Raw genomic sequence first — 13,578 nt, forward strand, 5'->3', positions numbered from 1 at the left:
CAATTCACCTGCTTTCACTTTCTTCAGTAAATTGAACAAGCACAAGGGTGATATTATCTTCCCCACCGTAGTGATTGGCCTTATCTATTAATGAATTCGCCTTTTCTTCAAGTGACTGTGCATTGGTTACCGTTTCTTCCAGTTCCAGTTCACTCACTTTATTCGTCAATCCGTCCGAACAAAGCAATAGTAAATCATTTTCTTCGAAGATGACCGTCATAATGTCCATTTCCACTTGCATTTCTGTCCCCAAGGCTCGTAATAAAACATTTTTCCGTGGATGGTTTTCGGCATCTTCTTTCGAAATCTGACCGGAACGGACCAATTCGTTAACGAGTGAATGATCTTCCGTGACCTGCTTAAAACCACTCTCATTATACAAATAACACCGGCTGTCCCCGATGTTGGCAATGGTAGCAAACTTGTCGGTGCAAATGGCTGCAACAATGGTGGTCCCCATGCCCTTACATTCCGTATTCGCTTCTGCATGTTCAAAAAGCAACTGATTGACCGTGAAGATTTGCTGCTTAAGCCAATCTTCGGCATCATTTGCCGTTTCGATTCCGGTGGATACTTCCCAGCCCTTTTTCAGAAGGTCTATCGTCATTGCACTGGCTACATCCCCGGCACGGTGGCCGCCCATGCCATCTGCAACGATGGCAAGGCGAACGCCTTCCGAGTTCTTAAAGATTCCGCCATTATCTTCATTATGCTGGCGGACTTTTCCACGGTCTGTCTTAAATATTGCCCTCATAGGGTCACCTCGTCTCTTCTTTGCGCTCCTTGGCCCGAAGCTGGCCGCAGGCTGCGTCAATATCACTGCCTTGTTCCCTTCGGATCGTTACATTAATGCCGCGCTTCTTCAATGTTTTTTCAAACTCAAAAATCTGGTCCCGAGGTGTTCGTACATAGTTGCGTTCCGGTACATAGTTAACCGGTATTAAGTTCACATGGCATTTTATCCCTTTTATTAAAGCTGCTAATTCTTCAGCGTGCTCCACTGAATCATTTTCGCCACCGAATAGACCATATTCAAAACTTACACGGCGGCCTGTTTTTTCTGTATAGTATTTGATGGCCTCAATCAGGTCTGGAAGTTTGTAGGCCTTATTGATCGGCATCAATTTACTTCTCAATTCCGTATTCGGTGCATGAAGGGAAACAGCAAAGTTTATTTGCATGCTTTCTTCGGCAAACTTATAGATTTTAGGAATGATTCCACTTGTGGAAACGGTAATATGACGCGCCCCTATGTTCAAGCCCTTTTCATGGTTTATATTTTTCAAGAATGACATCATATTATCGTAGTTATCAAACGGTTCACCGATTCCCATGATAACGACGGAACTAACACGCTCTTCCGACTCGTCAAGTGCTTGCTGAACTTTAACGACCTGGGCAACAATTTCCCCTGATTCAAGATTCCGCTTTAAACCGCCTAGTGTCGAAGCACAGAATGTACAGCCAATTCTGCAACCTACCTGCGTTGTCACGCAAATGGAGTTTCCGTACTCATGACGCATCAGCACCGTTTCAATCGAATATCCATCTTGGAGTTCAAATAAAAACTTCATCGTTCCGTCATTGGACGTTTGCTGAATCAAAGTCTTCAATGTTGTGAAGGTGAATTGCGACTCCAACTTATCCCGTAATGATTTCGAAAGGTTGGACATATCTTCAAAACTGGAGACACGCTTTTTATAAAGCCAGTCATATACTTGCTCGGCCCGGAATGCCTTCTCACCATTTTGTAGAAGCCATTCTTTAATTTGGTGAAGCTCCAATGAGTAGATCGATGGTTTTTCTGGTGTCGTGTCTTTTCTTACTCTAGATGATTTAGTGATTTCTGCCATTACAGCACCTTCTTTCTAAAACTCGCAATAAAGAATCCGTCACTGCTAAAATATTGCGGAAAAACTTGCAGCGTATGACCCTCGATATATGGCTGAACGCTTTCAGGCATTCTTGTGGACAAGGTTGCATCGCTTTCAAAATCCGGATGGCTTTCCAAAAATGCTGCAGCGACTTTGTCATTTTCTTCTTTATCCACCGTACAGGTACTATATACTAACCGTCCGCCTTGCTTAACAAGCGGGGCAGCCGATTCCAATAATTGTTGTTGTATACTTGAGAGTTTCATTATATCATCTTTTGTTTTAGTATACTTTACATCAGGCTTCCGGCGCATGACTCCCAACCCGGAACATGGTGCATCGATCAGGACCCTGTCAAACCCTTCCTTATTAAAGTGCTCTTGCACTTTTCTGCTATCAAGGGCCATTGTCTTAATATTGTTTCTGAGTTTTAGGCGCTCCGCCTGCTCTTTAATGAGCTTGACCTTATGCTCATGAAGGTCGAGCGCATATACTTGTCCTGTGGTCAAGCCTTCTGCGATATGGGTCGTTTTCCCTCCAGGTGCCGCACAGCAATCGAGCACAGCATCATTTTCATTCGCACCCAATGCATGGGCAACTAGCATTGAACTCTCGTCCTGAATCGATAAATACCCCATTTTATAGCTTTGTGAATGAGCAAGATTCCCTTTATAGCTGACGATTGCTTCGGGAACGACTTCACTCGCTTCAACATCATATCCTTCTTCCGTTAATATGCTGATCAGTTCACGGCGTGAAATCTTCTTTAAATTAACACGTCCTGTCTGTAATGGCGCAGTTAAGTTGATTTCACACATTTCCTTGGTTTTTTCATAACCAAATTGCTCTACCCAACGCTGGACCAGCCAAATAGGATGACTCACCTCTATGGAAAGCCGTTCCAGATCATCTTTAATTTCCTCTAAAGAAGGAACACCATTTCTTTGAATATTACGAAGCACACCATTGACCATCGAAGAGGTGCCCTTGTGTCCGCGCTTTTTGGAAATTTCTACAGCCTCGAAAATGATTGCATGATCAGGCACTTTATCTAAATAGACCATTTGGTAAACGGAAAGTCTAAGTAAATTGATTACCCAGCTTTGCGTTTTTTTAGGTTGTTTAATAAACGGGTTCAAAAAATAATCCAAAGTCATTTTCCGCTGGATGGTACCGTAGCTTATCTCTGTAAGCAAACCGCTGTCCACGGCGGATAACTGGTGCTTTTTAATCAAGTTGTTCAATAATAGGTTACTGTAGGATTGGTTTTTCTCTACAGATTCCAAAATATCGAGAGCGATTTCACGTACTCCCTTTTTAGTTTGCTTCATTCTGTTCTCCTAACTTCATGCCTGCTTTAATGAACGATCCGGCTCCGCGCAAGTAATCTTTCGCCGGCATTTTTTTCTTTCCTGAAGGCTGCAGTTCTGTTACTAGTATTGCCGTCTCATTGCCTGTCGAAACGATGAAACCATCATTTTGTACATCAATGACCGTGCCCGGCAAGGCCTGCTTGCCAGCTTCAAGTTTCTTTACTTGCCATATTTTCATAATGGAACCGTCTAAGGTTGTATAAGCAACAGGCCAAGGATTCAGGCCGCGTACATGGTTATAGATGTCTTCCCCTGATTTCGACCAGTCGATTTTTTCCTCCGACCGTTTGATGTTGGGCGCAAAAGATGCTTTAGCATCATCTTGCTTGATTGCCTGTAACTCTTCATTTATAAGTTTTGGAAGTGTCTCCGCAAGTAAATCCGACCCTATCTTGCTTAATTTATCATGCAGTGTACCAACATTGTCTTCTTCCTCTATAGTAACTTCCGACTGAGTCAATATATCACCGGCATCCAATTTTTCTGCCATATACATGATGGTTATCCCAGTCTTTTCTTTCCCCTGTAAAATGGAATAATGAATTGGCGCCCCTCCACGCAGTTCAGGAAGCAGGGAGGCATGTACATTAATACAACCGTACTTAGGGGCATCCAACAATTCATTCGGAAGAATTTGTCCGAATGCCGCCGTCACCACTAAATCAGCATTCAATGCAATGATTTTTTCAAGTTCTTCTTTTTCCCGGATTTTTTCAGGCTGATAAACGGGTATCCCATGCTTTTCGGCTTCAACTTTAACTGGCGGCGGCGTTAGCACCTTTTTGCGGCCCACTGGACGATCGGGCTGTGTGACAACAGCGATCACATCATACCCTTCATCAATGATTCTTTTCAATACCGGCACCGAAAAGTCCGGTGTACCCATAAAAATTATTTTTGTCATTCTTCTCCATACCTTTCTAACTCTTCTTCCGAAATATACCGGGAAACCTTACTTGTAAATAAGACTCCTTGCAGATGATCGATTTCGTGCAGAAGGGCCCTTGCAAGGAAATCCTCCGCTTCTATCTCGAAATAAGATCCTTTTCGGTCTTGTGCCCGGACTTTGACACGGTAAGGACGCACTACTTCACCATATAAACTCGGGAAGCTCAAGCATCCTTCAACACCTGTCTGTTCTCCTTCCAATTCCAGCACTTCCGGATTAATCAGTTCGATTGCACCTGATCCTTCCTCTATTTCAACGACGGCCACTTGCTTTTTCACGCCAACTTGAGGTGCTGCAAGTCCAACGCCATCCGCCTCCACCATCGTTTCATACATGTTATTTAACAGCTTTGCCAACTTTTTATCAAAACTTGTTACTTTATCGCATTTTTGTTGTAAAATTTTTTCAGGAAACAAAACAATCGGTAAAATAGCCAAAATTAAAGGTACCCTCCTAGATATGAAAAACAACACTTCATTATATAAAAACGCAAGCTGTAACAGCTCGCGGTAATCATCCATCTCTTAAATAATTACATCATGATCTGTGGATTTAAATCTATTGAAATCTGCAAATGATTCTGAGCGGTTTCTTTTTGGTAATGCTCTAAAAGTGTGCGTAAATGCTGATTCAGGTCCGGCTCTCGTTTGTATTTTATCAGACATTGATAGCGATATCTATTGTTGATTCGACTAATGGGCGAAGCAACCGGACCAAGTACGACAGAATCCCGATTCAATCGCGAGCCTAAATAATTGGTGATTTTCTCAGTAACACTCACCGTCTTCATTAAATCTTCATGTGAAACGGTTATCAGGACAACATAATAATATGGAGGGTAATGACTTTGCCTCCTTAGATACATCTCCCGTTCATAAAAAGCATCATAATCCTGCAGGGCAGAAAGCTCGATGCTGTAGTGCTCAGGCGTATAGGTTTGGATGACCACTTCTCCCGGAAGCTGATGACGTCCCGCCCTTCCGCTGACCTGCGTCAGCAGCTGAAATGTCTTTTCCGAAGAACGGAAATCAGGCAGATGTAGCATCGTATCGGCTGAAAGGACTCCAACAAGAGTGATATTAGGAAAATCAAGGCCCTTGGCTATCATTTGGGTGCCTAGCAATATATCCGCCTTTCCTTCACCAAAGGCATTCAGCAATCGCTCATGTGAACCCTTCTTACTCGTCGTGTCAACATCCATTCGTATGACCCTTGCTTCAGGGAGGATTTTTGCAAGCTCTTCTTCAACCTTTTGAGTGCCTGTTCCAAAGAACCTTATATGTTCACTTTCACATTCAGGGCAAACGGAAGGCATTCCCTCTTCAAACCCACAATAATGGCATTTCATTATATCATTAAAGCGATGATATGTAAGTGAAATGTCACAATTAGGGCAGTTGATGACCAATCCGCAGCTTCGACACATCACAAAGGAAGAATGTCCCCTTTTATTTAGCATCAGGACAGTTTGCTCCCCCTTATCAAGCCGGTCTTTCAGCTTGGTAAAGAGCAGCTCCGAAAACATGGAACGATTTCCCGTTCTTAGTTCTTCCCTCATATCTACAATATCCACTGCTGGCAAAGCATTTTTATTCATCCTCTGGCTAAGGGTCAATAATTTATAGACATTTTTCTTGGCTCGCGCAAAAGATTCAAGTGTAGGTGTGGCGCTGCCAAGAATAACCGGACAACCATATGATTTTGCTCTTTCAATGGCAACATCCCTAGCATGGTACCTTGGCGTTTCTTCTTGCTTATAACTGGATTCATGCTCTTCGTCAATGATGACCAGCCCCAGGTTTTCAAAAGGAGCAAACACGGCAGAACGCGCCCCGACCACCACTTTTACTTCTTTGCGGTGAATTTTCCGCCATTCATCATATTTTTCACCTACGGATAAACCGCTATGCATGACAGCTACCTGCTCCCCAAAACGTTCCTTAAACCTCTTCACCGTCTGTGGCGTCAAGGAGATTTCAGGTACAAGCATGATGGCTTCCTTCCCTTTTTCAATGACAGAGGCAATTGCCTGCAGATACACTTCCGTCTTCCCGCTGCCGGTTACACCATATAAAAGGAAGACATCATGTTCATCATGATGTATTTTCTCTTGGATCGGCTTCAATGCAGCGGTTTGTTCAGCTGTCAGTGTAAAGGGAATGGATTTTTCGAACACACGGTTTTCATAAGGATCACGGTATATTTCTTGATCCTTTTCAGCCAAGGCCCCTTTTGACACTAGGGATTTGACGGTACCGCTTGATGTGTTCATCAATTCAAGCAATTCCTTTAACGGGATGGGTTCTTGATGTTCAATAAAGTATTGAAGGAGTTCCTGTTGTTTTTTTGCATGGCTGGATATGGCTGATGCCATTTCTTTCAGTTCCATAGGGGAAAGCAAAGATTTAATGACTCGGACCGTCTTCTTGTTAAGTCGGTTTTTCACATTATATTCGAGCTCAAGATTGCCATTTTGCATTTCCTTTTGGACCAGGGAGGCATTCTCCCCTTCAATCACGTCTTTCCAAGATAGTGAATCATTTTTTCCGAAAAGGTTTTGAATGGAGGGAGGGAGCTGATCCTTTTTATCTTCAACGACTTTAATAACTTTTTCATACTTTGCTTTCATTGCTGCCGGAAGCATGGCCTGTAGCGCTGAAATTTTAAAACACATCGCCTCATTGGTCAACCAGTCACCGAGCTGAAGCAATTCATCATTAAGGATGGGCTCCAAATCCATTGGTTCCTTTATAAAGCGTAATTTCGCAAAGTCGCTTTTAGCTTTTAAGCCTGTGACGAACCCCTGCACCATTCTTGGACCGAATGGGACGATGACTCTCATTCCGGGCTTGATGACTTGGTTCCACTTTTCAGGGATGCGATAGTCGAATTCTCGATCCGTTTGTTTAGCAGGTACATCCACGATGACGGATGCTATATCCATAAGACATCATTCCTTTTGCTTGCGAGATACTTCTGCCAGGATGCTTTTAGCTATATCCGCTTTACTCATTTTTGGAAGTTCGGTAGCACTTCCATCTTTATCGTAAATGGTCACGATGTTCGTATCCGTTCCAAATCCTGCCCCTGCGACGGTAACATTATTGGCAACGATCATATCTGCATTCTTTTTGACTAATTTTCCTCTTGCGTATTCTTCAACATTGTTCGTTTCAGCCGCAAAGCCCACCAAAATCTGATGAGTTTTATTTTCACCGAGTTCCTTTAGGATATCCTTTGTCCGTTCAAATTCAATCACATTTTCCCCTGGCTGCTTTTTCATCTTTCGAGTATGATAGACCTTCGGTTTATAATCCGCCACTGCAGCCGTCATGATTACGACATCACTGGTAGCGAACTGATCGAATACCGCATCATACATATCTGCAGCTGATTCCACTGGTATTACACTAGCCTTGGGAGGTGGCGTCAAGTTCACTGGGCCGGTAATCAATGTCACCTCAGCGCCCATTTCAATTGCCGCTTCGGCTAGGGCATAACCCATTTTGCCGCTGGAATGATTCGTCACAAAACGCACCGGATCAATCGCTTCACGTGTCGGTCCTGCCGTTATTAAATATTTCTTTCCTTTAAGAGGCTGTTGCTGTAATTTGCGTTCATTGAAATATCGATTAAGATGTTCTACGATTGTTTCAGGTTCCTCCAATCGTCCTTTCCCTACATATCCGCAGGCCAAATACCCTTCACCCGGTTCAATGAATTGATATCCAAACGACCGAAGTGTCTCCATATTTTTCTGAACCGCTGGATGTGCGTACATGTGCACGTTCATTGCCGGCGCAACCCAAACAGGTGCTTCCGTTGCCAATAGGGTGGTCGTGATCATATCATCCGCGATTCCATTGGCTACTTTGCCAATGACATTGGCTGTAGCTGGAGCCAACAGGATGATATCAGCCCAATCAGCCAAGTTGATGTGGGCAATGACTGAAGAATCCTTCTCATCAAAAGTATCTGTGTACACATCATTTCTCGAAAGTGCCTGAAAGGTGAGCGGCGTCACGAACTTACGTGCCGATTCACTCATGATCACTTTAACATGCGCACCTTCCTGAGTTAATTTACTTGTCAGGGCAGCAGCCTTATATACAGCAATCCCGCCGGTGACACAAAGAAGTACTTTTTTATCGATAAGCATGCAAATTTCCCCTAACTATACATTCTATTCTTTCTAATTATGACGGAAAACCGAAGAAATTTCATTTGAAATGCGCAATAACCTATGGATTCCCCCAAACATTACTTTTAAAAAAATCAATACAAACAGGCCTGACACCTTGGCCGCAGGAAGGAAGCACTTTCCAAATGTAACGCTCCTGTTTGCTTTAGGGTGTCAGGCCCGATAGGTCAAGCTCTGTGTTCTCTTAGTTTTCTTCGTAAGAATTATCGTAAGTCAATTTACCGGAATGAATTTCTTCAAGGGCACGACCTACCGATTTATGGGAAACCGGTTTTATAAGGCAATTATCTTTAATTTGCATTTCCCTGGCGCGTTTAGCTGCCACCGATACAAGTGAGTATTTAGAATCGATTTTAAGTAATAGAGAATCAATTGATGGATATAACATGATTTATTCCGCCTCCAACATTTTTTTATATAAAACTGCAACTCTTTCCCGACGGCAATGCTCGGCAATTACAATTGCATTAATTCTAGCACATGCTGCATCCACATGATCATTTTCAACAACATAATCGTACAGATCCATAAGTTCTATTTCTTCCTTGGCCACTTTCATCCGGCCTTTTATCGCTTCCTCCGTCTCGGTTCCGCGAGTAACGATGCGGCTTTCGAGTTCAGTCAAACTCGGAGGAGCAAGGAAAATGAAAAGTCCTTCAGGGAACTTCTCCCGGACCTGTTTAGCTCCTTGAACTTCTATTTCCAGAAATACATCTTTTCCGGAATCGATTGTTTCACGGACATAATCCACGGGTGTTCCATAATAATTACCGACGAACTCAGCATATTCCAGCAATTTGCCTTCTTCGATCAGTGCTTCGAATTCCTCGCGTTTTTTGAAGAAATAGTCCACTCCGTCCACTTCACCATGGCGAGGCAGCCTTGTCGTCATCGAAATTGAATATTCGAATGCCGTTCCTGGCTGAGAAAAAATCGCCTTCCTAACAGTTCCTTTACCAACACCGGATGGTCCGGACAAAACGATTAATAAACCTTTTTCTCTCATATTGTTTCAGTTACCCCTCTTCTACGCTGTCATCTCTATCTTGTAGCCGTGCAGCAACCGTTTCCGGTTGAACGGCAGATAAGATAACATGGTCGCTGTCTGTAATTATAACGGCCCTGGTTCTTCTACCATATGTAGCATCTATTAAGGATCCGCGATCTCGGGCGTCTTGGATGATCCTTTTTATCGGAGCCGATTCAGGGCTCACGATGGATACGATCCGGTTCGCGGAAACGATATTCCCAAAACCAATATTAATGAGCTTAATTGACATTTTTGTCCCCCATTCATATCTATTGTCACCTTGTTAGGTTCATCATAAACCGACTACTCGATATTTTGAACCTGTTCCTTTAATTTTTCAAGCAAACTTTTCATTTCCACCACTTCTTTCGTAATGGCCGAATCATTTGCCTTTGATCCAATCGTATTGACTTCCCTATTCATTTCCTGGACAAGGAAGTCAAGTTTCCTTCCAATTGGTTCACTATGGGTAAGGGTCCTTGAAAATTGCTGTACATGGCTATCGAGTCTGGTCAGTTCTTCATTTATATCACATTTATCAGCAAAAATGGCCGCTTCTGTCACAATACGGCTATCTTCAATCAATCCATCAGTCAACTCGGCCAGTTTGATTTCCAATCGGGCTTTATATTTTTCGACGACTGAAGGTGCATGCATTTTGACCCCTGCTACAATCTCAACAAACTTTTCAAGCTGGCGTTTCATGTCCGAGGCAAGTTCCTGACCTTCCAGATCCCGCATTTTTTTTAGATTTTCCAATGCCCCCGTGACAGCCTTCATTAACAGGGATTCCAAATCGGCAGGAACCGCAGGTACTTCTTCCGTCATGAAAATCGAATCAAGTTGCAGCATATCCTGTAATGTAATTGAACTTTCCAGATTGTATTTTCCCTTGACTTCATCCATCAATCCCACATATTGATCAGCAAGATCCCAATCGATCTTCACCTTTTTGGAAACCAGGCTCTCACCTTCCACTGTAATGAAGATTTCCACCCGTCCCCTTCTTATGTATTGATTCGCCTTCTTTTTTACCTTTTCTTCCAAAACCAAAAGCTGGCGCGGCATTCGAATCGTATATTCACAAAAACGATGGTTAACGGTCTTGATTTCAGCAAAAACCCTGACCTGTTCGTTTTCCGCTTCTTCTCTTCCATAGCCCGTCATACTGGTAACCATGGTTCCACATCCTATCAAAACATAATGTAGTAATTTGGCCTTTTAACATTCATTATATATTAGCTAAAGTACGGAAACATTAGCTTACAAATAAAATACTACAAAAATAAAAAGGCAATAGAGCAAGACTCTACCACCTTAAAGATTATACCATATATCATTGTGCTTTTCTTGCTAAAAAGGTTCCAGCCAGTAAAAAAGTTGGTATGGATGCCATTCCTATTACTAATAGCCAATCCCTTCCCGAAATCGGTACCGTATGAAAGATGGTTTGTAAAGGCTGCACATACATGACGGCTACCATCAATAATAGGGAGGATAGTACCGCCCCCACTAGATAAAGGTTACCGAATGGATTTCTCGAGAAGATCGAACGTTCACTTCGGCAATCGAATACATGTATAAGCTGAGCCAGGACCAAGGTAGCGAAAGCAATCGTTTGTGCATAAGCAAGGTTATCCGGATTTGCACGATATACAACATAAAATGCAATCAATGTGGAAACCCCTATCAGAAAACCGCGTGAGATGATCTTCCAGCCAAGCCCTCTTCCAAAAACACCTTCATTGGCATTTCTTGGATTTCTTTTCATTACATCTTCTTCTGCGGCATCCAGGCCCAATGCCATCGCAGGCAATCCGTCGGTTACAAGGTTCACGAATAAGATCTGGATTGGTATCAATGGTAATGGCAAGGCGCATAGCATCGCAAAAAACATGACCAAAATCTCCCCAACATTTGAAGCAAGCAGGTAACGGATGAACTTCCTGATGTTTTCGTAAATATTCCTGCCTTCTTTGATGGCCGATTTTATTGTGGCAAAATTATCGTCAACCAATATCAAGGAAGAAGCTTCTTTAGCAACATCAGTCCCCGTGATGCCCATGGATATACCAATATCCGCTGATTTTATCGCAGGGGCATCATTGACACCATCCCCTGTCATTGCAACGACATGTCCTTTATTTTGCAAGGCTTTTACGATTTTTAACTTATGTTCCGGGGAAACTCGGGCAAATACCGAAACACTTTCAACAACTTCCTCAAGTTCCCCGACTTCCATGTCCGCCAATTGCCGTCCTTCAAGTACACGGTCTTTTCCTTTTAAAATTCCAAGCTCTTTAGCAATTGCCTTTGCGGTTATCACATGGTCGCCTGTAATCATGACAGTTTTGATCCCGGCGTCCCTGCATTCCTTAACTGCCTGTTTCACCTCCGGACGCGGGGGATCGATCATGCCCTGCAGTCCCATGAAGGTCAAATTACGCTCAGCTTCGGTTTCATGCAGCAAAATCGTTCCTTTTGAAAGAGGTTTATAACCTACAGCAATCATTCTAAGTGCCTGCGAAGCAAGCCCATTCATGTCCTGTTGCACCCTTTCCTTACTCTCCCGATTTAATATTTCCGACCTTCCTTCCCAAAGAATCGTGTCGGACTGGGCAATCAAAACGTCCGGGGCACCTTTTACGATAACGAAATGATTATCTTTATCATCCTTAACTATGACACTCATCATTTTGCGGCTCGAGTCAAATGGAAACTCCTTTACTATCGTAAACCTCTTAGATAGGTGTTCCCTCGTCAATCCCGCTTTCATTGCCGCGACCAACATCGCCCCTTCTGTCGGATCACCGTCTAGAATATATTGTTTACCATTCTCCTTTAACTCAGCTTTATTACAGAGCATGCCGAATGTAATTATTTGAAGCAAGGCATTATGGTTTTTTGGGGCAACTGAAACTCCCTCTAAAGAAAATTCTCCGACCGGATTGTAACCAGTACCGCCGACATCCCAAGTTTTTCCTCCACTCCAAACCTTCGTCACCGTCATTTTGTTTTGTGTCAGTGTACCTGTTTTATCTGAGCAAATCACTGTTGCACAGCCAAGCGTTTCTACGGCCGGAAGCTTACGGACAATCGCTTTTTGTTTGATCATACGCTGAACACCTAAAGACAAGGCTACCGTCACAATGGCCGGCAAGCCTTCGGGAATCGCCGCAACAGCCAAAGATACCCCGGCCAAAAACATCGTATAAAGATCATGTCCTTGAATGACACCAGTCAGGACCACGATTACAGTTAATATTAAGGCCGTGACGATCAAGATTTTGCCTAGCTGCTCCAACCTCCGTTGAAGCGGTGTTTCTTTTGTTTCTGCAGTCTGCAGGAGATCCGCAATCTTTCCCATCGCCGTATTCATTCCTGTAGCGATTACGATTCCGACTCCATTCCCTCTTGTCACCATCGTTCCCATAAACGCCATATTTTCCTGATCACCGATACCATCAACCTCATTCATCAATGGATCAGAACATTTAACGGCCGGGAGTGACTCGCCGGTAAGTGCCGACTCTTCTATTTCAAGGCTTGAATGGTCGATGATCCGTAAATCGGCACCAATACGGTCACCGCTCGAAAACTTCAGGATATCCCCAACAACCACTTCTCTCGATGGGATTTTCATCCACTGGCCATCTCGAAGCACGTTAACTTGCGGCGCAGCCATTTCCTTTAAGGCATCCAAGGATTTTTCTGCCTTCCGTTCTTGAAAAAAACCAAGTAATCCATTCAAAAAAACAATCGCCATGATGGCAATCGCATCGATATATTCACCCAATATCCCGGAAACCAATGTCGCGGCAAGTAAAACTATGACCATGAAATCTTTGAATTGGGCGAAAAATAAAAGAATGGCTGACTGTTTTTCTCCTTCCTTCAATTCGTTAAAACCATTCTTTCGCAGCCTGTCCTTTACTACATCATCGTCCAAACCGTGTGTAACGTTTGTTTGAAGCGCTTTCTCCATTTCTTGATTATTCATTTCCCTGAACTCCATCAAGTATCACACATCCCTTTGAATAGAATGAAATAGGCTCCTGTATACATCTCAACAGGCGCTTTTTGCTTTACTCTTCCAACACCTGCCTGCTTACCGATACATAAAACAACCTGCTCTTCTTCCATGATTATTC

At 43.2% G+C, this 13,578-nt stretch carries 13 protein-coding genes; all 13 read right to left on the reverse strand.

Annotated features, from left to right (window positions below; all coding sequences use genetic code 11):
• Positions 1-4 precede the first annotated feature (4 nt).
• The 13 genes from ACZ9AO_RS12815 to ACZ9AO_RS12875 all read right to left on the reverse strand — a co-directional run bounded on the left by ACZ9AO_RS12815 (position 5) and on the right by ACZ9AO_RS12875 (position 13,570).
• Positions 5-754 (reverse strand): Stp1/IreP family PP2C-type Ser/Thr phosphatase, encoded by a 750-nt coding sequence (locus tag ACZ9AO_RS12815; RefSeq protein ID WP_034313784.1) that lies wholly within the window; start codon positions 752-754, stop codon positions 5-7.
• Positions 755-758: 4 nt separating this feature from the next.
• Positions 759-1,853 carry a dual-specificity RNA methyltransferase RlmN gene (gene rlmN / locus ACZ9AO_RS12820; RefSeq protein ID WP_034313788.1) on the reverse strand — a complete coding sequence of 365 codons (1,095 nt, stop codon included), beginning with the start codon at positions 1,851-1,853 and terminating at the stop codon, positions 759-761.
• Positions 1,853-3,205 (reverse strand): 16S rRNA (cytosine(967)-C(5))-methyltransferase RsmB, encoded by a 1,353-nt coding sequence (rsmB, locus tag ACZ9AO_RS12825; protein ID WP_476109196.1) that lies wholly within the window; start codon positions 3,203-3,205, stop codon positions 1,853-1,855. The genes rlmN and rsmB overlap by 1 nt, the downstream gene beginning before the upstream one ends.
• Entirely contained in the window at positions 3,192-4,151 is a 960-nt protein-coding gene (gene fmt, locus ACZ9AO_RS12830; protein WP_251538928.1) for a methionyl-tRNA formyltransferase, read from the reverse strand. The genes rsmB and fmt overlap by 14 nt, the downstream gene beginning before the upstream one ends.
• Complete coding sequence (gene def / locus ACZ9AO_RS12835) at positions 4,148-4,633, reverse strand: peptide deformylase (RefSeq protein WP_034313798.1); 486 nt, start codon at positions 4,631-4,633, stop codon at positions 4,148-4,150. The genes fmt and def overlap by 4 nt, the downstream gene beginning before the upstream one ends.
• Positions 4,634-4,728: 95 nt before the next feature.
• The gene (priA, locus tag ACZ9AO_RS12840) at positions 4,729-7,140 is read right to left on the reverse strand and encodes a primosomal protein N' (protein WP_476109197.1); all 2,412 of its coding nucleotides are present in this window, start codon (positions 7,138-7,140) and stop codon (positions 4,729-4,731) included.
• Between the two features lie 6 nt (positions 7,141-7,146).
• Positions 7,147-8,355: a bifunctional phosphopantothenoylcysteine decarboxylase/phosphopantothenate--cysteine ligase CoaBC gene (gene coaBC / locus ACZ9AO_RS12845; RefSeq protein WP_476109198.1), complete on the reverse strand. Its 1,209-nt coding sequence runs from the start codon at positions 8,353-8,355 to the stop codon at positions 7,147-7,149.
• Positions 8,356-8,581: 226 nt separating this feature from the next.
• Positions 8,582-8,785 (reverse strand): DNA-directed RNA polymerase subunit omega, encoded by a 204-nt coding sequence (rpoZ, locus tag ACZ9AO_RS12850; RefSeq protein ID WP_034313807.1) that lies wholly within the window; start codon positions 8,783-8,785, stop codon positions 8,582-8,584.
• Between the two features lie 3 nt (positions 8,786-8,788).
• Positions 8,789-9,403 carry a guanylate kinase gene (gene gmk, locus ACZ9AO_RS12855; RefSeq protein WP_034313809.1) on the reverse strand — a complete coding sequence of 205 codons (615 nt, stop codon included), beginning with the start codon at positions 9,401-9,403 and terminating at the stop codon, positions 8,789-8,791.
• 10 nt (positions 9,404-9,413) lie between these two features.
• Positions 9,414-9,677, reverse strand: coding sequence for an extracellular matrix/biofilm regulator RemA (gene remA / locus ACZ9AO_RS12860; protein ID WP_034313813.1), 264 nt, complete (start codon positions 9,675-9,677; stop codon positions 9,414-9,416).
• Between the two features lie 53 nt (positions 9,678-9,730).
• On the reverse strand, positions 9,731-10,606 hold the full coding sequence (locus ACZ9AO_RS12865; RefSeq protein ID WP_251538924.1) for a YicC/YloC family endoribonuclease: 876 nt from the start codon (positions 10,604-10,606) through the stop codon (positions 9,731-9,733).
• Positions 10,607-10,763: 157 nt separating this feature from the next.
• Positions 10,764-13,442 (reverse strand): calcium-translocating P-type ATPase, SERCA-type, encoded by a 2,679-nt coding sequence (locus tag ACZ9AO_RS12870; RefSeq protein ID WP_476109234.1) that lies wholly within the window; start codon positions 13,440-13,442, stop codon positions 10,764-10,766.
• Positions 13,442-13,570 (reverse strand): hypothetical protein, encoded by a 129-nt coding sequence (locus ACZ9AO_RS12875; RefSeq protein ID WP_262869245.1) that lies wholly within the window; start codon positions 13,568-13,570, stop codon positions 13,442-13,444. Before ACZ9AO_RS12875 ends, ACZ9AO_RS12870 begins: the two co-directional genes overlap by 1 nt.
• Positions 13,571-13,578 lie beyond the last annotated feature (8 nt).

It is taken from the genome of Peribacillus sp. TE19612 (genome assembly GCF_056279465.1).

Excerpts from the sequence above, each read along its gene's own strand:
- fmt (WP_251538928.1), bottom strand. The coding sequence starts at position 4,151 with ATGACAAAAATAATTTTTATGGGTACACCGGACTTTTCGGTGCCGGTA.
- gmk (WP_034313809.1), bottom strand. The coding sequence starts at position 9,403 with ATGAGAGAAAAAGGTTTATTAATCGTTTTGTCCGGACCATCCGGTGTT.
- ACZ9AO_RS12815 (WP_034313784.1), bottom strand. The coding sequence starts at position 754 with ATGAGGGCAATATTTAAGACAGACCGTGGAAAAGTCCGCCAGCATAAT.
- rsmB (WP_476109196.1), bottom strand. The coding sequence starts at position 3,205 with ATGAAGCAAACTAAAAAGGGAGTACGTGAAATCGCTCTCGATATTTTG.
- ACZ9AO_RS12875 (WP_262869245.1), bottom strand. The coding sequence starts at position 13,570 with ATGGAAGAAGAGCAGGTTGTTTTATGTATCGGTAAGCAGGCAGGTGTT.
- rlmN (WP_034313788.1), bottom strand. The coding sequence starts at position 1,853 with ATGGCAGAAATCACTAAATCATCTAGAGTAAGAAAAGACACGACACCA.
- coaBC (WP_476109198.1), bottom strand. The coding sequence starts at position 8,355 with ATGCTTATCGATAAAAAAGTACTTCTTTGTGTCACCGGCGGGATTGCT.
- priA (WP_476109197.1), bottom strand. The coding sequence starts at position 7,140 with ATGGATATAGCATCCGTCATCGTGGATGTACCTGCTAAACAAACGGAT.
- rpoZ (WP_034313807.1), bottom strand. The coding sequence starts at position 8,785 with ATGTTATATCCATCAATTGATTCTCTATTACTTAAAATCGATTCTAAA.
- remA (WP_034313813.1), bottom strand. The coding sequence starts at position 9,677 with ATGTCAATTAAGCTCATTAATATTGGTTTTGGGAATATCGTTTCCGCG.
- ACZ9AO_RS12865 (WP_251538924.1), bottom strand. The coding sequence starts at position 10,606 with ATGGTTACCAGTATGACGGGCTATGGAAGAGAAGAAGCGGAAAACGAA.
- ACZ9AO_RS12870 (WP_476109234.1), bottom strand. The coding sequence starts at position 13,442 with ATGGAGTTCAGGGAAATGAATAATCAAGAAATGGAGAAAGCGCTTCAA.